Source organism: Lysobacter sp. BMK333-48F3 (assembly GCF_019733395.1).
In the GTDB taxonomy this organism is placed as follows: Bacteria; Pseudomonadota; Gammaproteobacteria; order Xanthomonadales; family Xanthomonadaceae; genus Lysobacter.
In genome coordinates, this window is the sequence record NZ_JAIHOO010000001.1 from 4923156 (window position 1) to 4948832 (window position 25677).

Below are 25677 nucleotides of genomic sequence, written 5' to 3' on the forward strand. Positions count from 1 at the left end.
CCGATTCCGCGTCGCGGCGCCCCGCGCGCGCCGAGGCGCGCGGCGTGATCGCCGCCCGGCTTGGCCCACGACCGCGATCACCCGCCTGGGCAGGATCTGACCCTCGGGGACGACGTTGGCCCCACGACAGGGCACAATGCGACGGCAAGTCCGGTTTCCCCCGCTGACGCCCGTCGCGCGCCGCGCCTCGCCGCCGCGCCCCACGGCACGAACTGGAACGTCACAGCGCCGATGAATGCCGCCGCTACCGCCCCGATCGACGAGATCTTCCCCGCTCCGCCGCCTCCGCCGCCGCGCTACGCCCTGATCGCCGGCGAGGCCTCCGGCGACCTGCTCGGCGCCGCCCTGATCGAAGAGCTCAAGCGCCGCCACCCGGGCGCCGAATTCGTCGGCATCGGCGGCGAGCAGATGCGCGCGGCCGGGATGGACACCTGGTTCGACGCCGGCGAACTGGCGGTGATGGGCCTGTCGGAAGTGCTCAAGCACCTGCCGCGCCTGTTGCGCCTGCGCCGCGACGTGCGCCAGCGGGTGCTGGACTGGAAGCCCGACGCGTTCATCGGCATCGATGCGCCCGATTTCAATCTCGGCGTCGAACGCTGGCTCAAGCAGCGCGGCGTGCGCACCGTGCACTACGTCAGCCCCTCGGTCTGGGCCTGGCGGCGCAAGCGCGCGCAGAAGATCGGCCACAGCGCCGACCGGGTGCTGTGCCTGTTCCCGATGGAGCCGCCGATCTACGCCGAGTTCGGCGTCGACGCGCGCTTCGTCGGCCATCCGCTCGCCGACGAGATGCCGATCCACCCCGACCGCGACGAAGCGCGGATGAACCTGGGCCTGGACGAAGAAGCGCCGGTGCTGGCGATGCTGCCGGGCTCGCGGGTCGGCGAAATCGAACGCCTGGCCGGCGACTTCCTCGCCGCCGCGGCGCTGATGCTAGCCGCCGAGCCGCGCCTGAGCGTGGTCGCGCCGATGGCCAACGCCGCCTCGCGCGCCGCGTTCGAACGCATCCTGCAGGCGCACCCGGACGGTGCGCGGCTGAGCCGCGCGCTGCGCATCGTCGACCGCGGCGCGCGCACGGTGATGGTCGCCAGCGACGCGGTGCTGCTGGCCTCCGGCACCGCCACCCTGGAGGCGATGCTGGCCAAGCGGCCGATGGCGGTGGCCTACAAGGTCGCGCCGCTGACCTATGCCCTGGTCAAGGGTCTGGGCATGCTCAAGGTCGACCACTACGCCCTGCCGAACGTGCTCGCCGGCGAAGCGCTGGTGCCGGAGCTGATGCAGGCCGAGTGCACGCCGGAGAACCTGGCCGGCGCCTGCCTGCGCTGGCTGCGCGACCCGCAAGCCGCCGCCGCGCTGTTGCCGAAGTTCCAGCGCATCCACCTGGAGCTCAAGCGCGACGCCTCGGCGCGCGCCGCCGATGCGATCGAGCAGTTGATCGGCGAGAATGCGGCGAGCAACGCCTAGCGTTCGAGATCGACGGCCGGCGCAGCGGAACCGGGAACGAGTACCCGCCTGCGCACCGGCTTCGATCGGTTTTCCCGCCCTTTGCATGTCCTGCCCTTTGCGCCGGCCTCGTTCTTCGCCGCTCGCTCCTCTCCACTCATTCCTCTGCACCCGCCCGCTGCCTTGAACGCCCCCGCCGCCACCGTCCGCCCCCGCGCCAAGCCGCGCCTGATCGCCGGCGTCGACGAGGCCGGGCGCGGCCCGCTGGCCGGGCCGGTGGCGGTCGCCGCGGTGATCCTGAACCCGCGCCGGCGCATCGAAGGCCTGGACGATTCCAAGAAGCTGACCGAGGCCCGCCGCGAGGCGCTGTTCCCGCTGATCCAGGAACGCGCCCTGGCCTGGCGGATCGAATTGGTCGAGGTCGAGGAAATCGACCGGATCAACATCTTCCACGCCACCATGACCGGCATGCGCCGCGCGGTGCTGGCGCTGAACCCCGGCGCCGACCTGGTCCGGGTCGACGGCAACCGCCTGCCGTCCGGCCTGCCCTGCGCCGCCCAGGCGCTGGTCGGCGGCGACGCGCTGGAGCCGTCGATCATGGCCGCCTCGATCCTGGCCAAGGTCGCCCGCGACCGGATCATGCGCGGCCTGCACGAGCAGTACCCGCACTACGGCTTCGACCAGCACAAGGGCTATTCCACCGCCGCCCACCTGGCCGCGCTCAACGCCCACGGCCCCTGCCCCCAGCACCGCCGCAGCTTCGCCCCGGTGCGCATCGCCGAAGGCCAGTTGGCCTTGTTCTGAGCGCGTCTGCGCGGCGCGAGATCGGCGCTGGCGGTCGCGGCTTGCGCCGCTGCTACTGCAACGATACGCACTGTTGCTTTTGCTTTTGCTTGAAGAGCTCGGCGCAGCAACGAACTTGCGAGAACGACCGTAGACCCGAAGGGCGGCGCACAGGATGTGCGCCGTTTTTCGATAGGACAAGGATGTCCTATCGAAAAATCCCCGCGCCGGCACCGAACTCGCAGGGGAGGTTTGCGCAAGACGCGTTTTTCTTTGGTGACTTTCTTTTGGGGCGCCAAAAGAAAGTTACCCGCCCGCTTGCGGGCGGAAGCTTCGCATTTGAAGCCTTCGAACGACAGACGCGGCGAGACCGACACAGCGCGGTCGCGGCTCACGCCGCTCCTACAGGGCGCCAAAAGAAAGTTACCCGCCCGCTTGCGGGCGGGTAACTTTCTTTTGGCGCCCTGTAGGAGCGGCGTGAGCCGCGACCGCGCTGTGTCGGTCTCGCCGCGTCTGTCGTTCGAAGGCTTCAAATGCGAAGCTTCCGCCCGCTTGCGGGCGGAAGCTTCGCATTTGAAGCCTTCGAACGACAGACGCGGCGAGACCGACACAGCGCGGTCGCGGCTTGCGCCGCTCCTACAGGGAACCGGCGACACCGGTCGTCAGAGAGGGCGCGCAAGTGCGGGCGCTACCGCCGATCGGCTGAATGCGCGCTCCCTGCCATCGGTCACAGCGACTTCATACCGGCGCGCCCACACTGCCGACAGGCGCAGAGTCACCCCCTGCAGACCCTGCAGGTTCGCGTCGCCGCCGGCCCGCGACGCGCGCCGCCGCCTCCCCCGTAGGCCGGACGCGAGGTGTTCCCATGCGCATGCCTCACCCCACCCCGACCGCCGAGCCGCTGCCGTTCGAACGCGACGCCGTCGCCCCGCCGGTGCCGCCGGCCTACCAACCCGCCCTGGCGATCCGGCCCGCCGCGATCGCCGAATTCGACGCCCTGGTCCACGAACTGCAACCCGATGCCGCCCGGGTCGACGCGGCGCGGCTGCAGCGCCTGGCCGGCTGGCTGGCCGCGTTGCCGGCCAGCGAAGCCCGCCGCGTCATCGACGACCGCATGCAGCGGCTGCAGGAGCTGCACGCGATGGTCGACGACCCGGCCTGGGACTGCGATCCGGCCCTGCGGGTACGCCTGGACAAGCTGTTCGCCTACATCGACCGCAACGACGACCTGATCCCGGATCCGACCCCGCTGCTGGGCCTGCTCGACGACGTGCTGCTGCTGGAACTGGCCTGGCCGACCTTCGCCGCCGAAGCCGACGACTTCCGCGACTTCTGCGCCTATCGCCGGCTTGAGCACCCGCACGGCGAACCCGCCGAACAGCGCGCGGCCTGGATGCGCGACCGCCAGGCCGAACTGGCCCTGTTGCAGCACAACGCCCGGGTCAACGACAGCCACTACGCCAACGGCCGCACCCCCGAGCCGGTGTTCCGGATCGCCTGACCCGACCCGCGGCCGCCCGGCTGTTGCGGCGGCCGCCGCCACCCGCCTTCGGCGCCGCCGAAGGCCCGGGCGTCCGACGCCGCGGGCGCCCGCGCGCACCGGTCCGCGCGCCGCACGAGCGCGCGCCGCCGAGGACCTCGCCGGGAAAGTTTTCGCCGCGTGGTGAGATTCCACGCAGTGCGCCGTCGCGGCCGGTTTCCAGCCCTGTCAAGGCTTGTCCCGAGCCGCCGGGCTGATACCCTGCAATCCGGCACGCAACCGCTGCCGTCCCCCGGCTTGGCATCATCACGGCACGGCCGCAGAACCGGTACGCATGTCCGCTCCATTCGTTCATCTTCACTTGCACAGCGAGTACTCGCTCGCCGACTCGACGATCCGCATCGGCGATCTGGTCAAGCGCTGCGTCGCTCACGGCCAGCCCGCGGTCGCCCTGACCGATCTCGACAACCTGTTCGCCGCGGTCAAGTTCTACAAGACCTGCGAAGGCGCCGGGATCAAGCCGATCATCGGCGCCGACGTGCACCTGGCCGACGGCAACGAGGCCGCCTCGCGCCTGACCCTGCTGTGCCGCGACCGCGGCGGCTACCTGACCCTGTCGCGCCTGCTGACCCGGGCCTGGATGGAAGGCCACCGCACCGAAGGCGTGGTGCTGCGTCCGGAATGGCTGCGCGAGGACAACGACGGCCTGTTCGCCATGGCCGGCCGGCACAGCCTGGCCGGGCGCCTGGCCGCGACCAATCGCCACGAGCTGGCCCACGCCTGGCTGGTCGACTGGCAGGGCGTATTCGGCGATCGCCTGCACCTGGAACTGACCCGCACCCGCCGCGACGGCGAGGAAGCCTTCAACGCCTTCGCCCTGCACGCCGCCGGCAAGCGCGGCCTGCCGGTGGTGGCCAGCAACGACGCGCGCTTCCTCGACGCCGACGGTTTCGACGCGCACGAGGCGCGGGTGTGCATCGCCTCCGGCCGCGTGCTCGACGACCCCAAGCGGCCGCGCGACTACAGCGAGGAGCAATACCTCAAGTCCAGCGAGGAAATGGCCGAGCTGTTCGCCGACGTGCCCGACGCGATCGACAACGCGCTGGCCCTGGCGACGCGCTGCAACGTCGAACTCAAGCTCGGCGAATACGCCCTGCCGGCGTTCCCGGTGCCCAGCGACCACACCATCGAATCCTGGCTGCGCTCGCAATCGCGCGAGGGCCTGGCCAAGCGCCTGGAGAAGAATCCGCTCGCCCCGGGCAAGACCCGCGAGGAGTACGACGAACGCCTGGAAGTCGAGCTGGACGTCATCATCAAGATGGGCTTCCCCGGCTACTTCCTGATCGTCGCCGACTTCATCAACTGGGCCAAGGACCACGAGATTCCGGTCGGCCCGGGCCGCGGTTCGGGCGCCGGCTCGCTGGTCGCCTGGGCGCTGGGCATCACCGACCTGGATCCGCTGCCCTACGACCTGCTGTTCGAGCGCTTCCTCAATCCCGAACGCGTGTCGATGCCCGACTTCGACATCGACTTCTGCATGGACCGGCGCGACGAGGTCATCGACTACGTCGCCCGCAAGTACGGCCGCGACCGCGTCTCGCAGATCATCACCTACGGCACCATGGCGGCGAAGGCGGTGGTGCGCGACGCCGGCCGCGTGCTCGGCCATCCCTACGGCTTCGTCGACGGCATCGCCAAGCTGATCCCGAACACCCTGGGGATCTCGCTCGACGACGCCCTGGGCGAGTCCGAGGCGGCGCGCAAGAATCCCGAACTGGCCTCGGCCGACCTGATCCAGCGCTATCGCAACGAAGACGACGTGCGCGACCTGATGGATCTGGCGCGCAGCCTGGAAGACCTGACCCGCAACGCCGGCAAGCACGCCGGCGGCGTGGTGATCGCGCCCAGCCCGCTGTCGGACTTCTGCCCGCTGTTCGCCGAACACGACGGCGAGGGCCGCGGCAAGAGCCCGGTGACCCAGTTCGACAAGGACGACGTCGAAGCGGTCGGCCTGGTCAAGTTCGACTTCCTCGGCCTGCGCACGCTGACGATCATCGATTGGGCGGTGCGCGCGATCAACAAGCGCCGCGCCAAGGAAGGCAAGGAGCCGCTCGACGTCAACGCCCTGGAGCTGACCGACAAGGAAACCTACGAGCTGTTCGCCCGCGGCGACACGGTCGCGGTATTCCAGTTCGAATCGCGCGGCATGCGCGAGCTGCTCAAGCGCGCCAAGCCCGACACCTTCGAAGACATCATCGCCCTCGCCGCGCTGTTCCGTCCCGGCCCGCTGGGCTCGGGGATGGACAAGGACTGGGTCGACCGCAAGCACGGCAACGCCGAGGTCACCTACCCGCACGACTCGCTGGAACCGGTGCTGTCGCCGACCTACGGCGTCATCGTCTACCAGGAACAGGTGATGCAGATCGCCCAGGTCCTGGCCGGCTACACCCTGGGCGGCGCGGACATGCTGCGCCGCGCGATGGGCAAGAAGAAGCCTGAGGAAATGGCCAAGGAGCGGGCCAAGTTCGAGGCTGGCTGCGCCGAGCGCAACATCCCGGCCAAGCAGGCCAGCCCGATCTTCGACTTGATGGAGAAGTTCGCCGAGTACGGCTTCAACAAGTCGCACTCGGCCGCCTACGCCCTGGTCGCCTACCAGACCGGCTGGCTCAAGCGCCATTACGGCGCCGAGTTCATGGCCGCGACCTGTTCGTCGGACATGGACAACACCGACAAGGTGGTGAACTTCCTCGACGAAGCGCGGGTGATGGGCATCACCGTGCTGCCGCCGCACGTCAACGAATCGGAGTACATGTTCGAGGCGATCGACGCCGACACCATCCGCTACGGCATCGGCGCGGTGAAGGGCGTCGGCCGCGGCGTCTGCGAGGCGATCGTCGAGGCGCGCCGCGCCGGGCCGTTCGTCGACCTGCTCGACTTCTGCAAGCGCGTCGACAGCGGCAAGCTCAACCGCCGCGCGCTGGAAGCGCTGACCCATGCCGGCGCGCTCGACGGCCTGGGCAAGAACCGGGCGAGCCTGATGATCCAGCTGCCGGAAGTGCTCAAGGCCACCGACCAGTTGGCCAAGGAGCGCGCGGCCGGCCAGGTCTCGCTGTTCGGCGGCTTCGAGGCGGCGGCGCCGGCGCTGCACCTGGACCTGTCGGAAACCGAGGAGTGGCCGCTGGCGCAGATCCTGCACGGCGAGCGCGAGACCCTCGGCCATTACCTCAGCGGCCACCCCTTCGATCCTTACCGCGAGGAACTGCGCGGCTTGGTCGGCAACGACCTGGGCGAGTTGGAGAAGATCTGGGAAGGCCGCCCGGAAAGCGCGCGCGGCGGCTGGCGCCCGGAGCTGGAGGTCATCATCGCCGGCCAGGTGGTCGGCCTGCGCAAGAAGGGCGACAGCCAGATGTTCGTGCAGATCGAGGACGGCCGCGGCCGCCTGGAGTGCGCGTTCTTCTCCGAGACCTATAGCGAGTTCGCTTCGATGCTGGCGCGCGACCGCCTGCTGGTGATCCAGGGCGGCCTGCGCGAGGACTCCTTCAGTGGCGGCTTCGCCCTGCGCGCGGCGCGCTGCTGGGACTACAACCAGGTCTGCGCGCGCTACGCCCAGCGGCTGTCGCTGCGGGTCGACCTGCGCGTGCCCGGCGCCTGGCAGCGGGTCGACGCCTTGCTGGCCAAGCAGCGCCCCGGCAACACCCCGATCCGGCTCGACCTGCTGCGCCAGGGCGCGGCCGGCATGCTCGACCTGAACGGCCCGCAGTCGGTGCGCATCGACGCCGAGCTGACCGGCATCCTGCGCGCCCAGCCCGGGGTCCGCGCGGTCAAGCTGAGCTTGAACAAACCCTGGGCGCAGAGCTAGGAAACAGTGGGTCGTAAAGAGGAACGAGCGGACCGGGCGCCGTCCCGGGTTTCTCGTTCCTCTGCACGGGTTGCTTAGCCCGGAACCGTGGCGCTCCTCACGCCTGCGAAGTGCCACCGATGCCCCGTTCCTCTTGACGCGCTTCCCGCCGCGCCCCATGCCCCTCGGTACGGTCCGCCCCCCTAGGCTAGACTGTGCCTCGACCTAGGCCCACGGCCCCCGAATGAATCCGAACTACCTCGACTTCGAGCAGCCCATCGCCGACCTGGAAGCCAAAATCCAGGAACTGCGCCACGCCAGCAGCGGCCCGGCCGTCGACATCGATGCCGAAATCCACGCCCTGCAGGACAAGCTGCGCCTGCGCACGGCGCAGATCTTCCGCGACCTCTCGTCCTGGCAGATCTCCCAGCTCGCCCGCCACCCCGCCCGCCCCTACACCCTGGATTACCTGCGGGTGATGTGCGACGAGTTCCAGGAACTGGCCGGCGACCGCGCCTTCGCCGACGACAAGGCCATCGTCGGCGGCCTGGCCCGCATCGCCGGCCGCAGCGTGGTGGTGATCGGCCATCAGAAGGGCCGCGACACCAAGAGCAAGATCAAGCGCAATTTCGGCATGCCGCGTCCGGAGGGCTACCGCAAGGCGCTGCGGCTGATGAAGCTGGCCGAGCGTTTCCGCCTGCCGCTGCTGACCTTCATCGACACCGCCGGCGCCTGGCCGGGCATCGACGCCGAAGAACGCGGCCAGTCCGAGGCGATCGCGCGCAATCTGATGGAGATGGCCGAGCTCAAGACACCGGTGATCTGCACCGTGATCGGCGAAGGCGGCTCCGGCGGCGCGCTGGCGATCGGCGTCGGCGACCGCACCTTGATGCTCGAATACAGCACCTATTCGGTGATCACTCCGGAAGGCTGCGCATCGATCCTATGGAAGACCGCCGAGAAGGCCAAGGACGCGGCCGAACAGCTCGGCCTGACCGCCAAGCGCCTGCACGACCTGGGCCTGGTCGACAAGATCGTGCGCGAGCCGATCGGCGGCGCGCACCGTAATCCCAAGCAGATGGCCACCCGCCTGAAGGCGGTGCTGCTCAACGAACTCGACGCGCTGGAAGGCGTGCCGACCGAGCAGTTGCTGCAGCGCCGTTACGAGCGCTTGCGCAGCTACGGCGCTTACGAAGCCGCGTAACGCGACGACAACGCGGACATGGACGTCCGGACCGCCCCACCCCGCAACGACGCCCGGCGCTGGCCGCTGCGGGCGTTCGGCTATCTGGCGGCGCTGCCGGTGGCGCTGTTCTGCCTGGCGGTCGCGTTTTGCTATGGCCTGTACTGGCAGGGCCTGGCCGATATCCCGGCCGAGTTGCCGCAAGCGCGGCGCACGTATCCAACCGAGTTGCGCCGCTTGTACTGGCGAGCGCACGACGGCCAAGGCGAGATCCGCCTGCCGCGATCGAGTTCGCCGCGCCTGGCGAGCGAGCTGTTACGGATTGCGGCAAGCAGCCAAGCGCGACCGCCGAGACCGTCCGCGGCCTGGCAGGTCCTCAGCCAGTCCGCCCGCGTAATGCTGGCCGAACTCGAACCCGCGCCGGGCCCGAATTTGCGCCGGCACCAGACCGAATTCTCGCTGCAGATCCTGCTCAGCCGCGAGCGCAGCGGCGAGCAGTTGATCGACTACCTGCTCGATCGCAGCTACTTCGGCCAGGACGCAGCCCATCGACCCATCCACGGCATCGAAGCCGCCTCGTCGCACTACTACGGCCTGCCGGTCGAACGACTGACGGCCGCCGAACAGCTCGCCCTGCTGGTGCTGCCGCGCGGTCCGTACTACTTCGATCCGGCTTGCAATCCCGAGCGGTTCCAGCAGCGCTATGCGTTCCTGCTCGGCCGCGTCGGCCTGGTTCCGGCGAACACCACCGAGCATTCCCCGCCTCCGCGCATGCGCATAGGCGGATGCTCACGCAAGGCACGCGCCAAGCCGGTTGCACCGAACGTCGAGCCATCGACGACTTAGACGGAAGTCGCAGCCGGTGAAACGAATCCGGCGCAGGTTATCTACCTTGCCGCTCCTGCCGGCCTGAAACTCGGCTCGTGCGCCTGCCGCCAATCCGATGCGCCGGCACCGGGACCATCGCCCACGCCTGAGTTCCAAGCCCGCTGATAGCGTTACGCCAGTCGCGGCTTCGCCCCTGATTCGCTCACGGCGCTGCACGACCGGATCGGCCTCGCAGCCGCGCCTCTGCGAGTTCCGCTCCGGAATCCGTTCGGACGCTGCCGCCGGTGGGGCAGGCCCCATTACGACCGTTGCCGCCTGCAGCCGCATGCGCAGGCGACCTCGCATCGATGGCATCGCCCCCCCTTCCACCGCCGACCCGTGTGCGGCGGCGAGAGTCTTTCACACCACTCACTACAGACTTCCCGATGATTGCAGAACTCTATTGGCTACCCGCCTCGACTTCCTTGCGCCTGGCTCTGGCACCGAGACCGCGCGCCGGCGACTGGCTAGACGACGAGATGCGGGCCTGGGCCCGGACAGGCGTCGATGTCGTGGCGTCGCTGCTCGAGCCGCAGGAGATTCGCGAACTTGGCCTGCACGGCCAGGAACAGGCTTGCCGGGTTTCGGGCATGCGCTACCTTTCGTTTCCGATCGCAGACCGCCAGGTTCCGCCCTGCCTGCGGGCGACGCGGCGTTTCTGCGGCGCGCTTGCCGACGACCTGCGCTCGGGGCTGGCCGTCGTCGTCCACTGCCGCGCCGGCATCGGCCGCAGCGGATTGATCGCAGCCTGCGTACTGCAGGAATTCGGCATCACCGGCGATGCGGCGTTTGCGATGCTCGGCGCTGCGCGGCGGGTTCAAGTACCGGACACCGAGCAACAAGCGCAGTGGGTGCGCGACTATGCGGCGCACCGCTCCTTGAGCGGGTCGGCCGAGCCTCGCGCCGATGTTCACCAGGCGCGCTGATACTGCTCCGGCACCTGCAGACTCGCGCCCAGCTCGCGCGCGGCGCGCTGCGGGAAATACGGGTCGCGCAGCAACTCGCGCGCCAGCAGCACCGCGTCGGCCTCGCCGTCGGCGACGATGCGCTCGGCCTGCGCGGCTTCGGTGATCAGGCCGACCGCGCCGGTGGCGATGCCGGCTTCGCGGCGGATGCGCGCGGCGAACGGCACCTGGTATCCGGGTTCGACCGGAATGCGCGCGTTCGGCACCAGGCCGCCGCTGGACACGTCGATCAGGTCGACGCCCAAGTCCTTCACCTCGCGCGCCAGGGCGACGCTCTGCTCGATGTCCCAGCCGCCGTCGGCCCAGTCGGTGGCGGAGATGCGCAGCCACAGCGGCAGCCGCTCCGGCCAGACTTCTCGGACGGCGGCCAGCACTTCGCGCAGCAGGCGGGTGCGGTTGTCGTAGCCGCCGCCGTAGCGGTCGTCGCGCCGGTTCGACAGCGGCGACAGGAACTGGTGCAGCAGATAGCCGTGCGCGGCGTGGATCTCGACCAGTTGGAAGCAAGCGTCGAGCGCGCGCTGCGCGGCGGCGGCGAAATCGTCGACCACGGTGCGGATCTCGATCGGCGACAGCGCGCGCGGCACCGGCGACTCGCTGCGGAACGGCAGCGCCGACGGCGCCACCGGCAGCCAGCCGCCGTCGGCCGGCGCGACCGGCTTGCCGCCCAGCCAGGGCGCTTCGACGCTGGCCTTGCGCCCGGCATGGCCGAGCTGGGCGCCGACCGCGGTGCCGCGCGAACGCAGGAAGCAGTTGATCCGGTGCCAGGCCTCGGCCTGGGCGGTGTTCCACAGGCCGGTATCGGCCGGCGAAATGCGTCCTTCCGCCGATACCGCGCTGGCTTCGCTGAGGATCAGCCCGGCGCCGCCGACCGCGCGGCTGCCGAGATGGACCAGATGCCAGTTGTTCGGCAGCCCGTCGACGGCCGAGTACTGGCACATGGGCGAGACCACCAGGCGGTTGCGCAAGGTCAGCGACCGTTGCGCGAGCGGAGCGAAAAGCCGGGACACGGCACGATTCCTAGAGGGGATTATGGGTAAAAACGGTAGCGATCCCGGCGCGCCGGCGCAGCATCATCGATGGGTTGCTGCATCCCGCCGCCGTGGCACCATGAACCGATGCCCCTCCCCCGCGCCGATGCGATCGTTTCCGCCCTGCGCGAGCTGCCGCCGACGCCGCTGTGCGTGGCCTACAGCGGCGGCCTGGATTCCAGCGCGCTGCTGCACGCCCTGGCGGCCTCGGCGCAGGCGCGCGCGCAGGGCCTGCGCGCCTGGCACGTGCACCACGGCCTGCATCCGCAAGCCGACGCCTGGACCGCGCATTGCGCGCGGATCTGCGCCGGACTCGGCCTGGAACTGACCGTTTCGCGGGTATCGGTTGAAGCCGGACGCGGCGACGGGCCGGAGGCCGCGGCGCGGCGCGCGCGTCATGCCGCCTTCGCCGCCGGCCTGGGCGCGGGCGAGACCCTGGTCCTGGCCCACCACCGCGACGACCAGGCCGAAACCCTGTTGCTGCGCCTGCTGCGCGGCTCCGGCCCGGACGGGCTGGCGGCGATGCGCGAGCAGCGCGACTGCGGCCGCGGCAGGCTGTGGCGGCCCTTGCTGGCGCTGTCGCGCGCGCAACTGCAGGCCTATGCGCAGGCCCAGGGGCTGGAATGGATCGACGACCCCAGCAATGCCGACCCGGCTTTCGACCGCAACTTCCTCCGCCTGCGCGTGCTGCCGCTGCTGCGCGAACGCTGGCCGCAGGCCGATGCCGCGTTCGCCTTGTCGGCGCGGCTGCAGGACGAAGCGGCGCAACTGCTCGAACAGGACGACGCGCTGGCGCTGGCCGCGGCGCGCAGCCTGGACCCACAGGCGCTGTCGCGCAGCGCGCTGCGCGGGTTGACGCCGGCGCGGCGCGCGCGGGTGCTGCGGCGCTGGATCGCCGAACTCGGCCTGCCGCCGCTGCCGGCCGCGGGCGTGGCCCGGATCGAGGACGAATTGCTCGACGCGCGCGCCGACGCCGAAGCCGAGTTCGCCTGGCACGGCGCGGTGGTGCGGGCCTGGCGCGACCTGCTGCATGCGCAGCCGCAACGCCCGGCCCTGCCGGCCGACTGGAGCGCCGAGTGGGACGGCCGCGCCGCCCTGACCCTGCCCGACGGCGGGCAATGGCGCCTGCTCGGCGCCGAGGCCTTCCCGGCGCCGCTGCGCGCGCATGCGCGGCGCGGCGGCGAGCGCATCGTCCTGCCCGGCCGCGACCACGGCCACGCGCTCAAGCAGGCGCTGCAGGACCTCGGCGTACCGCCCTGGGAACGGCGCCGGCTGCCGCTGCTCAGCGACGCCGGCGGCGAGCTGCTCGCGGCCGGCGATCTGCTGTATTCGGCGCGCCTGGACGCCTGGCTGCGCGAATGCGGCGCGCGCCTGGTCTGGCGCCCCTGACGCAGCGCGCGCCTGCGCCGCATTGACCCGGCCCGGGAGCGGCCGCACACTTCTCCCATGCCTCGCAAACCCGCCAACGAAGCCTCGCCGGTGGCCGATTTCGAACAGTCGCTCGACGCGCTCGAGCAACTGGTCGAGAAGATGGAACACGGCGAAATGAGCCTGGAAGAATCGCTCGCCGCCTACGAACGCGGCGTCGGCCTGTACCGGCGTTGCCAGACCGCGCTGGAACAGGCGGAACTGCGCGTGCGCCTGCTCAGCGACCCGCAGGATCCGGCCAGCGCCGAACCGTTCGGCAACGCCGGCCCGCCGGGCAGCGATATCGATGCCTGATGCCCGCCTGGGCGAGGACCGCCTGAGCGCTTGGCGCGGGCGGGCCGACGCCGCCTTGACCCGCGCCCTGCCGGCGCCCGACGCCGAGCCGCAGCGCCTGCACCAGGCGATGCGCCACGCCGTGCTGCTCGGCGGCAAGCGCATGCGTCCTTTACTGGTTTACGCCTCCGGCGCGCTGTTCGACGCCGCGCCGGAAACCCTGGACGCGCCGGCCTGCGCGGTCGAGCTGATCCACGCCTATTCGCTGGTCCACGACGACCTGCCGGCGATGGACGACGACGCCCTGCGCCGCGGCCAGCCGACCGTGCACGTGGCCTTCGACGAGGCCACCGCGATCCTCGCCGGCGACGCGTTGCAGTCGCTGGCCTTCGCCGTGCTCGCCGATGCGCCGGCCGCGGCCGACGTGCGGGTGGCGCTGATGCGCACCCTGGCCGAGGCCGCCGGGGTCGCCGGCATGTGCGGCGGCCAGGCGTTGGACATCGACGCCACCGGCCGCGGCGAACGCCTGAGCCTGGCCGCGCTGGAGCGCCTGCATGCGCTCAAGACCGGCGCGCTGATCCGCGCCGCGGTGCGGATGGGCGCGCTGTGCGGCGGCGCCGACGCCGACGCCTTGGCGGCGCTGGACCGTTACGCGCATGCGCTCGGCCTGGCGTTCCAGGTTCGCGACGACATCCTCGACGTCGAAGGCGACAGCCAGACCCTGGGCAAGACCGCCGGCAAGGACGCGGCGCAGGACAAGTCCACCTTCCCGGCCCTGATCGGCCTGGACGCTTCGCGCGCGCGCCTGGACGAGCTGGCGGCGGTCATGGAGCAGGCTTTGGCGCCGTTCGGCGCGCCTGCGCAGGCCTTGCGCGCGCTCGGCCGCCTGGCGATCGAACGCGACCGCTGAGCCATGCGGCGCCGCGCTCGCGGCGATCGCTTCCGACCCGCTTCGACTCGATCGGCATGGGCCGCCCGCATCGTCGGGCAGCGTGCGCCTGCGCGAACGGACCGGCGCGGACGCGCCGGCGCAAAGCGGTTGCGCAAAAAAAACGAAGGCGGACCGTAGTCCGCCTTCGTCGTGTCTCGCAACGATGTCGCGCGCGATCAGTTGACCAGGCGCAGCGTCATCGGATAGCGGTAGGCCTCGCCCTTGTTGGCGGACAGCGCGGCGAGGATGGTCAGGACCAGCCAGGCCAGGCCGACGACCAGCATCAGCAGGAAGCCGATCAGGACGATGGTCAGGATCGCGCTGACGATGAAGGCGATCAGCACGGTGATGTTGAAGTTCAGCGCTTCCTTGCCCTGTTCGGCAGCGAAAGGCATGGTGTCCTTCTTGATCAGCCAGACCACCAGCGGGCCGAGGACAGAGCCGAAGGGAACGATCAAACCGACCAACGTGCTCAGATGAGCCAGCATGCCCCAAGTCTTCTCGTCCTGACTGATTTCGTTCATTACGCTTCCCCTACGTGTTTGATGGTCGTGTTTGGTGGCCGTGCTTTTGGTGGCCGTCTTGACGGTCGACGACAAGGCCCACGGCGGACATTGTCGCCCTCGCCGGCATCATAAACCTTTCCGCGTCACAGAATAAGCACGCGACCGCTTGCGGCAGCGGCCGCGCCGTGCAACGTAGCGCGGCCTGCGATCCGGCCATCGGGCCCGCAGCGGGCCGCGCGCACGGACGCGTTGCGACTCAGGTCGCACGCCAGCCCGACAGCGGCGCGATCGCGCGGCTGTCGGGAAACAGGCCGGTTTCCAGCACCCGTTCGGGCACTCCCAGGTGCTCGCCGGCCAGCGCCTTGAACAGCGCGCGCAGGTCGGTGGTGGCGCGCAGGTCGCGGCCTTCGTTGAGCTGGTTCGGGCCCAGGCCGGGCCAGTCGCCGGCGATGCGTCCGCCGCGCACCGCACCGCCGCACAGCAAGGCCATCGCGCCGGTGCCGTGATCGGTGCCGCCGGTGCCGTTGACCTGGGCGGTGCGGCCGAACTCGGTCACCACCGCGATCACGCTGCGCGACCAGGTCGCGCCGAAACCCTCGCGCGCGGCGGCCAGGCCGCGATCGAGCTCGGCCAGCTTGCGCGCCAGCTGCTGCGCCTGGTTGCGATGACTGTCCCAGCCGCTGTCCTCGACGAAGCCGATCCGCGGCCCGCCGTCGGCGCCCATGCGCTCGCCGGCGACGCGCATCGCCTCGGCCAGGGCGAACGCGCCCGTCCCCGCGCGCGTCTGCGCGACGACCTGGGCCGAGCGCTCGAAGGTCTCGCCCAGGCGCGGATCGGCGGCGTACAGCGGTCCCAGCGTCTGCAACAGTTGCGGATCGACCGCCTTCGGCAACGGCGGCCACCAGTTGCTCGCGCGCTCGCTGCCGCGCAACGCCAGCGGCATCACCGCGGCGACCGCGAGCGCGGACTGGCCGGCCGGCAACGCGCTCACGCAGCGGCCCAGCCAACCGTCGCGCGCGCCGCCCGGGCGCGCGGTGCCGTTCTCCAGGCAGTCCTGGGCGTCGAAATGCGAGCGTTCGCGATACGGCGGCGCGACCGCGACCACCGGCAAAGCCTGCCCGGCGCGGTACAGGGCCGCGGTTTCGGTCATCGCCGGATGCAGGCCGAACAGGCCGTCGATACGGATCGGCTCCTCCACCGCGGCGGCGGCGCGCAGGCGCGCATAGACCGGATCGGCGTACGGCGGCAGCCAGTGCAGGCCGTCCAGGCCGCCGCGCAGCAACACCACCAGCAGGCGCGTATCGGCGGCCGAACCGGCGCGCGCGGCGGCGCCGGCCGCGGCCGGGAACAGGGTCAGCAGCGCGCTCGCGCCGAACGCGGCGAGCAGACCTCGACGTTGCGGATCCATCTCATACCCTCCACTGGAACGCGGGACCGGCGAACAGCAACGCATGGCCTTCGCTGGCCGAGCCGGCGCGGCGCAGGCCGATCGCGAAATCGCCCTGCACCGCGCGCTCGCCCAGCACCGCCAGCGCGCGCGGATACGGCGCGGCGCCGCGGCTGTCGATGCGCGCGGCCAGCATCTGCGCGGCCTGGATGCGCTTCCACAAGCCGTCCGGACTGCTCCAGTCGGCCGCGGTGTCGGCGAAGCCGGCCGGCGAGCGCGGAGTGAACACCGGCTGGCCCAGGCGCGCAAGCAAGCCGGTCAGGGCGCGCGAGTCGACCGCCAGTTCGCCGGCGCGCAGCGCGGAAATCACGAAGTCGTTCGGGGTCTTGAACTTGCGCGCGTCGGCGCTCCAGGCCGCGTCGCTCTCGACCAGCGCCCGGTACATCGCGCGCAGGTCGCCGTCCGCTCTCAGATAGGCCTGGGCCATGCGCTCGACCAGCGGCTTGGGCGGTTGGTCGGCGACGAAATGGCGCGCCAGCTTGAAACTCAGATGGCGCGCGGTGGAGGGATGGCGGGCCAGGTCGGCCAACACCGCGCGGCCCTGCTCGACCCCGCCTTCGGCATAGTCGCGGCCGAGCACCCGCCGCGCGCCGGGCTCGTGGGTGCGGGCGCGGAACACGAAACCGCTGTCGGGCGCGCGATCGCCGTAGTCCTGGGCCTCGTTGGAATTGAGCGCGCTCCAGCCGGTGATCGCGCGCGCCAGCTCGACCACATCCTCCTGGCGGTAGCCGCCGTCGACGCCGAGCGTGTGCAGTTCGAGGATTTCGCGGGCCAGGTTCTCGTTGAGCCCGCGCCGCTCGCGGCGCAACTGCTCGGCGCGCTGCGCGGCGACCGAGTCGTTGCCGATCGAGATCGCATTGTCCAGGTAGCGCAGCATCGCCGGGTGGGTTTCCACCGCCAGCAGCATGTCCTGGAAGCGGCCGAGCACGTGCGGCCGGATCGCCTCGCGCTCCATCGACGCGGCGTACAAGCGGGTGTCGCCCTTGTCGGCGGAGACCGCGAAATGGTTCGACCAGAACTGCACCAGCCGCTCGACGAACGGCGCATCGGTATGCGCGGCGTGGGAAAAGCGCGCTGCGTATTCGCTTTGCTGCTGTTCGCGCAATTCCCGGCGCATGTCCGCCGAGCGCCGGTCGGCACGGCCGCCGCTGCCGTTCTCGTCGCTCGTCTCGGCGTTCATCGCGGGCGCCGCCGCGGCCATCGCCGGAGCGTCCGCCGCCGCGCCTGCGGTGGATTTGCGCTGCGCCCGCGCCGCGCGCGAGGCGGCCAGTTGCGCGTGCTCGCGCAGCATCGTCGCCGCGCTGCTGGGCAGGCCCTGGAACTCGGCCTGCGCCGGCACGCGCGCCAGTTGGGCGAGCAGGATCTCGCGCCCGTCGCCGCTGCGTTCGAGTTCGCCCGGCCTCGCGCCGAGCCCGAAACGATTCGCGGCCGTCGCCTTGCTTGCGCTCATGCGGCCTCCCGGAAGTGGACTTCCAGGATGAACGTCCCAGCTGAGCCTACGTTGACCGGATCGGGCCGGGGCCCGATCGGCAGTGCGATACCGCTTAGCGGTTCTCAGTCTGCGGCGGTTTCGCCGGCGACGGTCATGCGCCCGACCAGGATCGAACCGGTGCGCACGTGCGAGCGGTAGTCCACGTCGCTGCCGACCGCTTCGATCGCCGCGAACATGTTGCGCAGATTGCCGGCGATGGTGATGCCGTCGACCGGATACTGGATCTCGCCGTTCTCGACCCAGAAGCCGGCGGCGCCGCGCGAGTAATCGCCGGTGACCGCGTTGACGCCCTGCCCCATCAGCTCGGTGACCAGCAGGCCGCGGCCCATGTCGCGCAGCATCGACTCGAAATCGCCGGCGTTGGCGGCGACCTGCAGGTTGTGCACGCCGCCGGCGTTGGCGGTGGTCTGCAGGCCGAGCTTGCGCGCCGAGTAGCTGCCCAGCACGTAGCGCTGCAGCACCCCGCCGCGGACCAGCGAGGACTCGCGCGTGGCCACGCCTTCGGCATCGAACGAAGTGGAGCGGAAACCGCGCGGCAGGAACGGCTGCTCGTCGAGCTGGAACCAGGACGGGAACAAGGCGCTGCCGACGCTGTCGACCAGGAAGCTGGCGCGCCGGTACAGGGCGCCGCCGCTGACCGCGCCGAGCAGGTGGCCGATCAGCGAACGCGCGCTCTCGGCCGCGTACAGCACCGGGTACTCGCCGGTCGGGATCTGCCGCGGCGCGAGCCGGGCGACGGTGCGCTCGCCGGCGCGGCGGCCGACGCTGACCGCCGATTCCAGGTCGTCGGCGGCCAGCGCCGAGCTGTACCAGCCGTCGCGCTGCATGCCGTCGCCGCGGCCGGCGATCAGGGCGCAGCCCAGGCTGTGCTGGGTGCTGCGCTCGCGGCCGAGGAAGCCGTGCGAGTTGGCGTAGACGCCGAGGCTGGCGCCGGTGCCGATCGAGGCGCCGTCGGAGTTCTCGATCCGGGCGTCGGCGGCGCGCCCGGCCGCTTCGCAGGCCAGGGCCAGCTCGACCGCGCGGTCGGCGTCGATCAGCCAGGGATGCCAGGTGTCGAATTCGCGCAGGTCGCCGGCCATCAGGCCGGCGTCGGCCAGGCCGGCGGCGCTGTCGTCCTCGGTGTAGCGGGCGATCGCGCAGGCCTGCTCGACCGTCGACTCCAGGCTTTCCGGACGCAGGTCGGCGGTGCTGGCGCTGCCCTTGCGCTGGCCGAAGTAGACGGTCACGGCGATGCCGCGGTCGCGGGTCGCCTCGACCGTCTCGACCTCGCCCATGCGGACGTTCACGTTGAGGCCGGTCTCTTCCGAACAGGAGACCTCGGCCTGGCTGGCGCCGCGCGCCCGCGCCGCCGCCAGCAGGCGCTCGGACAGGTCGGCGAGCGCGTCCAGGCGCGCTTCGGGGTCGGCGAAGGTGTGGGCCAGAGCGGCCGGACTCAGGGCGACTGCGTTCAATGTCTTATCCTTACGCTGTGCGGCGCCGCGGGCGCCGCCGATTCTTGTTCAGTTTGCAGGTTAGAGAGAGGTTTTGCGATGCGCGGCAGAGACGAGGACACCGGCGAATTCTTCAGCCCCAGCCGCAGCCAGAACCGGCGCGAAGCGCTGGAAGTGCTGGCCCTGGGCGAAAAACTGGTGGCGCTGACCGAGGCCCAGCTGGCCAAGCTGCCGGTGCCCGAATCGCTGCTGCCGCACATCCGCGAATGCAAGCGCATCACCGCCCACATCGCCCACAAGCGCCAGCTGGCGTACCTGGCCAAGCAGATGCGGCGCGAGGACGACGAGGCGCTGGAAGCCTTGCGCGACGCCCTGGACGAGAACGGCGAGGCGGCGCGGCGCGAAGTCGCGGCCATGCACCGGGTCGAGAACTGGCGCGAGCGCCTGCTCGACGGCGGCGACGCGGCCCTGGCCGAGCTGCTGGACGAATACCCGCAGGCCGACCGCCAGCGCCTGCGCCAGCTGGTCCGCAACACCCTGGAAGAACGCAAGCGCAACAAGCCGCCGCATGCCTTCCGCGAGCTGTACCGCGAACTGCGCGATGCGATCCTCGGCGCGCGCGATTCCGGCGACGAAGCCGACGACGACGCTTCCGAGCACGACTGAACCGCGCCGCGGGCGAGCGCCAGGGCCATCGACGAACGATTGCTCCACATCGAGACCTGGCGCACCCGCTTCATCGCCGAAGGCATCGAGGCTATCGATGCCTTCGTGCTCGAGTATCCGGCGGCGGACAAGCAACGGCTCAAACGGCTGGTGCAGCAGGCGCAGGCGATAAAACACCGCTACGGCACGCCGCGCCGGCTGCTGCGCCATCTGCGCGCGCTCGACTTGGCGCGCTGAGCCGCGTCGCCCGCTCCGCCGCGGCGACGATCACGACTGGGTGCCGCCGACGGTCAACTGGTCGATCAGCAGCGAAGGCTGGCCGACCCCGACCGGCACGCTCTGCCCGTCCTTGCCGCACACGCCCACGCCCTCGTCCAGGGCCAGGTCGTGGCCGATCATGCTGACCCGCTGCATGGTCTCCGGACCGTTGCCGATCAGGGTCGCGCCCTTGACCGGCGCGGTGATCCTGCCGTCTTCGATCAGATAGGCCTCGGTGGCCGAGAACACGTACTTGCCGCTGGTGATGTCGACCTGGCCGCCGCCGAAATTGACCGCGTACAGGCCCTTCTTGACCGAACGGATCATCTCCTCCGGATCATGGGTGCCGGCGAGCATGTAGGTGTTGGTCATCCGCGGCATCGGCAGGTGGGCGAAGGATTCGCGGCGGCCGTTGCCGGTCGGCGCCATGCCCATCAGCCGCGCATTGAGGGTGTCCTGCATATAGCCGACCAGCACGCCGTCCTCGATCAGGGTGGTGCAATTGGTCGGCGTGCCCTCGTCGTCGATGTTGAGCGAACCGCGCCGGCCTTCCAGGGTGCCGTCGTCGACGATGGTCACGCCCTTGGCCGCCACCCGCTGGCCCATCCGGCCGGCGTAGGTCGAGGTGCCCTTGCGGTTGAAATCGCCTTCCAGGCCGTGGCCGACCGCCTCGTGCAGCAGCACGCCCGGCCAGCCCGAGCCGAGCACCACCGGCATCACCCCGGCCGGCGCGTCGATCGCTTCGAGATTCACCAGGGCCTGGCGCAGGGCCTCGCGCGCCAGCCGCTCGGGGCGGTCGCCGCCGAGCAGTTCGGCGTAGCTGTAACGGCCGCCGCCGCCGGCGTAGCCGCTTTCGCGGCGGCCGTTGTGCTCGACGATGATCTGCACGTTGAGCCGCACCAGCGGGCGCACGTCGCCGGCCAGCACGCCGTCGCTGCGCGCGACCAGGATGGTGTCGACCCCGCCGCTGAGGCTGACGATGACCTGCTTGACCCGCGGGTCGGCGGCGCGCAGCAGCTTGTCCAGCCGGCGCAGCGCTTCGACCTTGGTTTCGTTGGCGACCGAATCGATCGGATCCTCGCTCGGGTACAGCGAGCGGCCGCCGCCGCGCACCAGGGCGCGCGCCGCATGGGCGTTGCCGTCGCGGGCGATCGCCCGCGCCGAGCGCGACGCCGCCAGCAGGGCTTCGCCGTTGATCTCGTCGGAATAGGCGAAGCCGGTCTTCTCGCCGCTGATCGCGCGCACGCCGACGCCCTGCTCGATCGAATGCGAGCCGTCCTTGACGATGCCGTCCTCGACGCTCCAGCTCTCGCGGCGCGCATGCTGGAAGTAGAGATCGCCGAAATCGACGCCCGGACCGAGCAAGGCGCCGAAGCTGCGCTCCAGGCCGCCGGCGTCGAGCCCGGCGGGCAGCAGGAGGCGGGTTTCGGCGATCTGCAGAGGAAGGGTCATGGGGGAACCGTGAAGTCGTGGAAAGGCCATCTTAGGCGGCCGGAACGGCGCGTGGACGAGGCGGACGGCGAAAAACGCCGATCGCGCCGCTCCTGCGCACCGGGAACGTAGGACAGATGGTGGCGTGAGGGCCGCCGATCAATCCCGGCGGCGCCCGGCGCGGCCGGCGTTCAGCCGGCCGGCGGGGCCGGCGCGGCGGCGGCGCGGGTCTGTTCGCGGGTCACCACCTCGACCTTGGGCTCTTTCCACGGCCCGGTGACCCGGTAGGTCTTGGAAGCCAGGCTGCCCAAGGGCTTTTGCAGCACCGCATTGGCGGCGGCGCCGATCGCCGCGCCGACCGGGCCGGCGGCGAGCGCGCCGACCGCGGTCAGTACGTTGGCCGCCTTGGGCCGCACTTCGATGGTCTGGTCGTAGCGCTGCGCGCGCAGGTCGGCGGCGCCGCGGATCGAGATCGCCGCCGCCGGGCCGTCGATGGTCAGGTCGTCGCTGCGCGCGCTGCCGTTGCCGAAGCGCACCGTGCCGCCGATCCGGTCGAAGGCGAAGCCCTTGGAGAACAGGTCGCGGAAATCCAGGGTCAGCCGGCGCGGCAGCTGGGCCACGCTGAGCAGGCCGAGCACGCGGCCGGCGCCGGGCTCGATCTCCAGCAGGCGGCCGTCGCGCGCGTCTAGAGTCAGGCTGCCCTCGAGCGAGCCCAGGGCGAAACCGGCCGGGCTGCCCGGCCAGCCGGCCTCGAACGTGGCCTTGGCCCGACCGCCGCCGATCTGGTTGGCGAAGCCGAAGCCGTTCATCAGCGCGCCGACGTCGCCGCTGTCGACGCTGAGGTTCAGGTGCGTGCGGGCGTTGCCGCCGCGCCCGGTCCAGTCGCCGCTAAGGTCGATCGACTGCTTCGGCGCGCGGGTGCTGATCTGTTCGATGCGCATCCCGGCCGGGGTCGGCCGGGTGCGCACGCTGGCCTTGCCGAGCGCGGCGTCGCCGACCCGCAAGTCGGCGATGTCGAGCAACAACGCCGGGATCTCGGACGGATGCAGGCCCTGCTCCGCGCCTGCGCCCGCGGCATTCGCCGCAGCCGCAGCCGAGGCCGGCGCGCCCGCGCTGGCGTTGGCATTCGCGCCGCCTGCGCTGCCTGCGCCGGTACCGGGCGCCGCTGCGGCCGCCTTTGCCGGCGCCCGCCAATGCACGCGGGCGAAGCGGCCGGCGATGGCGCCGCTGTCGCCGCCGGGAATCAGCACCGCGCCCTCCAGGGCCGCGCCCTCGGCGCGCACCGCGGTGGCGCCGCGCGGCGCCGGCGCGACGATGATGCGGGTATCGGGGAACTGGCCGCCGATCAGTTGCAACTGCTGCGCGCTCACGTCGATGCGCTGCAGGGGCAGCCCGCCGCCCGCGCCTTCGCCCCCGCCGTCGCCATGCGCCAGCGCGATCCAGTCGACCGCATCGAGTTGCGCGGCGCGGCCGGTGGCGATCAGGCCGCTGGCCGGCGGCGCCTCGTCGACCCGGTTGCCGCCCAGCACCACGCGCACGCCGGTGCGGCCGTTGGCGGTGCGCGCGCGCAGCGCCAGCACGTTGCCCAGCGAAACGCGCACGTCGCCGCTGCCGAGCGGCAGCGGGGTTTCGACCGTGGTCGGCAGGCTGGCCGCGGCCGGCTTGGCCAACGGCGCCGGCAGGGTCAGCGCGGTGCCGACCAGGTTGGTCTGCAGGCGCAGCATGGTCGGCACCGGCGCGGCCACGCCGGTGGCCTTGACCGCGGTCGTCGCGCCCGGGCTCTTGGGAATCGAAATCGCCGCGGTCCACAGCGAGCGGCCGTCCAGATAGGGCTTGAGCCAGGCCAATTCGTCCGGACCGCGCGCGATCATCTCGTCGGCGCCGGAGGCGGTATCCAGCGCGGCCTCGAACACGTTGCCGCGGTCGCGCACGTATTCGTCGCCGGCGCGCAGCGACAGCTTGCCCGGCGCGCCCTCGTGCTGCACCGCCAGTTCCTCGGCGCCGAAACCGCCGCGGCCGTACTCGGCGCGGCCGCGCACCTGCTCGAAGGCCAGCTTCCAGCGCGGGTCGGCCAGCTTGGCGTTGTCCAGCGCGACGGTGCCGGCGATGTGGGTGCGGCTGTTCGGCCGCAGCGGCAGTTCCATCTCGAAACCGACCTGGGCCGGGCCGCTGGCGCGCACGTTGTTCAAGGTGTCGGCGTGATCTTTCTGCAGCGGACTTTGCTTGAGCAGGGCCACCAGTTGCGCCGCGTCGGCGGCGCCGTCGGCCTCGACGCGCAGGCGGCCGTCCTTGTAGTGATCGATGCCGGCTTCGATCCGGCGCACGCCGACGCCGGCCAGGCGGCCCTTGCCGGCGACGCTGAAGCCGTCGGCGACGAAGCGCACGTCGGCGTCGAGGCCTTCCACCGCCGGCCAGTCGGGCTGGAATTTCACCACCGCGCCTTGCAGGCGGGCGCTGGCCTCGAACAAACCGTTGTTGCGGTTGAACGGCCAGTCGTCGAGATCGCCGGAGACCACCGCGTGGGCATCGCTCAAGCGTCCGCCGACCAGGGCGGTGTCGAGCCAATGCAGCAGGTTCGCCGACATCTTGTCGCGGATCCAGAAACCCTTGGCGACCGGCACCTGGGTCGGGTCGAGGTCGGCGGCGATGTCGATCCACGGCCGGCTGCCGTCGCCTTGCCACCACAGGCCGCCGCGCGCATGCACGCCGAAGTCCTTGCCCTGCACGCGCAGCGCGGTGGTGCCGACGCGCCAGCCGGCGCCTTCGCGCCAGCCGCCGACGCGGCCGTCGAGGCTGACCGTATGCGCCACGCCGAAGCCGGTCGGCCAGTCGAAGCGCATCGGCGAGTTCGGGTCCAGGTCGAGCACGAAGCCGTCGGCGTCGCCTTCGAAACGGCCCGACAAGCCTTGCAGGCCCGGCGAGGAACCCACCGCGTCGAAGCCCAGCGCCTGGATCCTGCCGCTGGCGAACAGCGGCCCGTTGCGGCGCCCGTCGATCGCGATCTCGCTCAGCGACACGCGCGGCTTGGCGGTTTCCAGCCAATGCCGCAGGCGTTCGGGCAAGGCGTCGCTGAGCGCGAGCACCGCGATCAGCGGACCGGCGTCGATGCGCGGGGCGCGCAAGGCGTAACGCTCGCCGCCGGCGACGGCCAGGCCGTCGAGCGACTGCGCCTGCTCGCCGCTGCCGATGCGCAGGCGCTGCGCGTCGTAGCGCCAACCCTGCTCGGTCAGGCGCCAGTACGACAGGGTTTCGACATGTTCGAATTCGGTCCGCGCCGGCGGGCCGGCGGCCGCCGCGCTGCCCGCGGCGCGCTCGGCGCGCAGGCCGACCCGGTCGAGCGCGGCCGACACCGTCACCGCCGCGACCCGATGCCCGCGCAATTCGCCCCAGGCCTCGGCGCGGCCCTGGCCGGACTCGACCCGGATGCCGGCCAGCTTCAACAGCGGCGACCAGCCGGCCAGATCGGCGCGGGTCGCGCCGGCATAGGCGCGGCCGTCGCCGCGGCGGCGATCGAAGTCCAGCACCGCGTCCAGCGGCGTCGACGGCGCGCCGGCCACGCCGACGCTGGGCCAGACCCGCGCGCCGGCGCGCACCCGCGGCCCGTCCACGCGCAGGCGCAGATCGATCTTGGGTATCCGCGCATCGACGCCGAGAGCGGGCGCGATCACCGCCAGCTTGCCGTCGACCACCTGCAACTCGCCCAGGCCTTCCAGCGCCGACAGCGGGTCGCGCTGCGGCGCGGTGTCCTGGCCCGGCAAGCCGCGCACCTTCCAGCGACCGTCGGCGGCGCGCTCCAGGGTCAGGTCCAGACCCTTCAGGCGCAGCTCGGAGAACGACTGCCCCGGCAGCAGGCCGGCATACACCGAAACCAGCATCTCCGCATCGCCGATGGTGAAGGCCTGCGCGCCTTCGCCGATGCGCAAGCCGTTCAAACGCAGCAACGGCCCGCGCCGGGTCCATTGGGTCTCGACCCGGTCGAACGCCACCGGCCGCCCGGCGCGCTGGCTCAACCACTGCGCGACCTGCTCGGGATGGCTCTCGGCCAAGGGCAGCACCTGGCTCGCCGCGCCCAGCAGCACGGCGACCAGCACCAGCACCACCGCGACGCCGTAGAAGGCGCCGCGGCGGGCCATGCGCAGGCGGCGGCGCAGCGGGGTGGGCATCAGCGCGCCGCTCCGGGTCGCGCCGGGAATGGGGAATGGGGAATGGGGAGTCGAACAAGCAAGAGCTT

General features: G+C 71.5%; 19 protein-coding genes. 12 read left to right on the plus strand and 7 right to left on the minus strand.

Annotation, left to right across the window (positions count from 1 at the left end; translation table 11 throughout):
* The first annotated feature begins 231 nt into the window (after window positions 1-231).
* The 7 genes from lpxB (at window position 232) to K4L06_RS21190 (ending at window position 10517) form a co-directional block, all read left to right on the plus strand.
* Complete coding sequence (gene lpxB, locus K4L06_RS21160; protein ID WP_221673256.1) at window positions 232-1461, plus strand: lipid-A-disaccharide synthase; 1230 nt, start codon at window positions 232-234, stop codon at window positions 1459-1461.
* 162 nt (window positions 1462-1623) lie between these two features.
* Entirely contained in the window at window positions 1624-2244 is a 621-nt protein-coding gene (rnhB, locus tag K4L06_RS21165; protein ID WP_255595396.1) for a ribonuclease HII, read from the plus strand.
* Window positions 2245-3094: 850 nt separating this feature from the next.
* Window positions 3095-3724 (plus strand): hypothetical protein, encoded by a 630-nt coding sequence (locus tag K4L06_RS21170; protein WP_221673257.1) that lies wholly within the window; start codon window positions 3095-3097, stop codon window positions 3722-3724.
* A gap of 313 nt (window positions 3725-4037) precedes the next feature.
* The gene (gene dnaE, locus K4L06_RS21175; RefSeq protein ID WP_221673258.1) at window positions 4038-7562 is read left to right on the plus strand and encodes a DNA polymerase III subunit alpha; all 3525 of its coding nucleotides are present in this window, start codon (window positions 4038-4040) and stop codon (window positions 7560-7562) included.
* 223 nt (window positions 7563-7785) lie between these two features.
* The gene (locus K4L06_RS21180; protein ID WP_221673259.1) at window positions 7786-8745 is read left to right on the plus strand and encodes an acetyl-CoA carboxylase carboxyltransferase subunit alpha; all 960 of its coding nucleotides are present in this window, start codon (window positions 7786-7788) and stop codon (window positions 8743-8745) included.
* 18 nt (window positions 8746-8763) lie between these two features.
* Window positions 8764-9570, plus strand: a complete 807-nt coding sequence (locus K4L06_RS21185; RefSeq protein ID WP_221673260.1) for a transglycosylase domain-containing protein — start codon at window positions 8764-8766, stop codon at window positions 9568-9570.
* 407 nt (window positions 9571-9977) lie between these two features.
* Window positions 9978-10517: a tyrosine-protein phosphatase gene (locus K4L06_RS21190; protein ID WP_221673261.1), complete on the plus strand. Its 540-nt coding sequence runs from the start codon at window positions 9978-9980 to the stop codon at window positions 10515-10517.
* Here K4L06_RS21190 and K4L06_RS21195 read toward each other — a convergent pair.
* Entirely contained in the window at window positions 10502-11563 is a 1062-nt protein-coding gene (locus tag K4L06_RS21195; RefSeq protein ID WP_221673262.1) for an NADH:flavin oxidoreductase/NADH oxidase, read from the minus strand. The two genes, K4L06_RS21190 and K4L06_RS21195, sit on opposite strands and share 16 nt — an antisense overlap.
* Before the next feature lie 108 nt (window positions 11564-11671).
* On the opposite strand from K4L06_RS21195, the gene tilS reads away from it, so the two are divergent.
* From tilS to ispA, 3 genes are read left to right on the plus strand one after another with little or no spacing between them, the layout of a single operon-like run.
* Window positions 11672-12973 (plus strand): tRNA lysidine(34) synthetase TilS, encoded by a 1302-nt coding sequence (gene tilS / locus K4L06_RS21200; protein ID WP_221673263.1) that lies wholly within the window; start codon window positions 11672-11674, stop codon window positions 12971-12973.
* Between the two features lie 57 nt (window positions 12974-13030).
* A complete protein-coding gene (locus K4L06_RS21205; protein ID WP_221673264.1) occupies window positions 13031-13306 on the plus strand; it encodes an exodeoxyribonuclease VII small subunit in 276 nt (91 codons plus the stop codon).
* Window positions 13299-14195: a (2E,6E)-farnesyl diphosphate synthase gene (gene ispA, locus K4L06_RS21210; protein WP_221673265.1), complete on the plus strand. Its 897-nt coding sequence runs from the start codon at window positions 13299-13301 to the stop codon at window positions 14193-14195. The genes K4L06_RS21205 and ispA overlap by 8 nt, the downstream gene beginning before the upstream one ends.
* Window positions 14196-14392: 197 nt before the next feature.
* Here the strand turns inward: ispA and K4L06_RS21215 are convergent, their stop codons facing one another.
* The 4 genes from K4L06_RS21215 to pmbA form a co-directional block, all read right to left on the minus strand.
* Window positions 14393-14740 (minus strand): DUF4870 domain-containing protein, encoded by a 348-nt coding sequence (locus tag K4L06_RS21215; RefSeq protein WP_255595397.1) that lies wholly within the window; start codon window positions 14738-14740, stop codon window positions 14393-14395.
* Between the two features lie 238 nt (window positions 14741-14978).
* Window positions 14979-16130 (minus strand): DUF1501 domain-containing protein, encoded by a 1152-nt coding sequence (locus tag K4L06_RS21220; protein ID WP_221673266.1) that lies wholly within the window; start codon window positions 16128-16130, stop codon window positions 14979-14981.
* Between the two features lies 1 nt (window position 16131).
* Complete coding sequence (locus K4L06_RS21225; protein WP_221673267.1) at window positions 16132-17619, minus strand: DUF1800 domain-containing protein; 1488 nt, start codon at window positions 17617-17619, stop codon at window positions 16132-16134.
* 104 nt (window positions 17620-17723) lie between these two features.
* The gene (gene pmbA / locus K4L06_RS21230) at window positions 17724-19097 is read right to left on the minus strand and encodes a metalloprotease PmbA (RefSeq protein ID WP_221673725.1); all 1374 of its coding nucleotides are present in this window, start codon (window positions 19095-19097) and stop codon (window positions 17724-17726) included.
* A 93-nt stretch (window positions 19098-19190) separates the two neighbouring features.
* On the opposite strand from pmbA, the gene yjgA reads away from it, so the two are divergent.
* Complete coding sequence (gene yjgA / locus K4L06_RS21235) at window positions 19191-19757, plus strand: ribosome biogenesis factor YjgA (protein WP_221673268.1); 567 nt, start codon at window positions 19191-19193, stop codon at window positions 19755-19757.
* A 27-nt stretch (window positions 19758-19784) separates the two neighbouring features.
* The gene (locus tag K4L06_RS21240) at window positions 19785-19994 is read left to right on the plus strand and encodes a DUF615 domain-containing protein (RefSeq protein WP_343225826.1); all 210 of its coding nucleotides are present in this window, start codon (window positions 19785-19787) and stop codon (window positions 19992-19994) included.
* Window positions 19995-20024: 30 nt separating this feature from the next.
* Here K4L06_RS21240 and tldD read toward each other — a convergent pair whose 3' ends face one another.
* Both tldD and K4L06_RS21250 read right to left on the minus strand, forming a co-directional pair.
* Window positions 20025-21467, minus strand: a complete 1443-nt coding sequence (tldD, locus tag K4L06_RS21245; RefSeq protein WP_221673270.1) for a metalloprotease TldD — start codon at window positions 21465-21467, stop codon at window positions 20025-20027.
* Between the two features lie 170 nt (window positions 21468-21637).
* Entirely contained in the window at window positions 21638-25609 is a 3972-nt protein-coding gene (locus K4L06_RS21250; RefSeq protein WP_221673271.1) for a YhdP family protein, read from the minus strand.
* Window positions 25610-25677: the final 68 nt, after the last annotated feature.